The sequence below is a fragment of the Mycobacterium persicum genome (assembly GCF_002086675.1).
Lineage (GTDB): Bacteria > Actinomycetota > Actinomycetes > Mycobacteriales > Mycobacteriaceae > Mycobacterium > Mycobacterium persicum.
The window spans coordinates 1-233 of the sequence record NZ_MVIF01000373.1; the positions used below are offsets into that span (position 1 = coordinate 1).

At 41.2% G+C, this 233-nt stretch carries 1 protein-coding gene; it reads right to left on the minus strand.

The features are described 5' to 3' along the window. Nucleotides 1-208, minus strand: a 208-nt coding sequence (locus tag BST40_RS33585) for a pentapeptide repeat-containing protein (protein ID WP_208618985.1), incomplete at its 3' end; no start/stop codon positions are given. Nucleotides 209-233: the final 25 nt, after the last annotated feature.

A 233-nucleotide genomic window follows, 5' to 3' on the forward strand; every position in this document is an offset into this window, starting at 1 on the left:
CCCCGGTGTTGAGGTTCCCGGAATTATTGTTGCCGGTGTTGGTGTCGCCGGTGTTTCCGTCACCGGTGTTGGTGCTGCCCGAGTTGTTGTTGCCGGTATTGGTGCTACCGCTATTTCCATTGCCGGTGTTGGTGTTTCCGGACTTCAAATACAATATATTAGTATTCCCAAAGTTGAAAAAGAATAAATTAAAAAAAAAAAACTTCATACTAAAAAAATTAAAAATAACACAA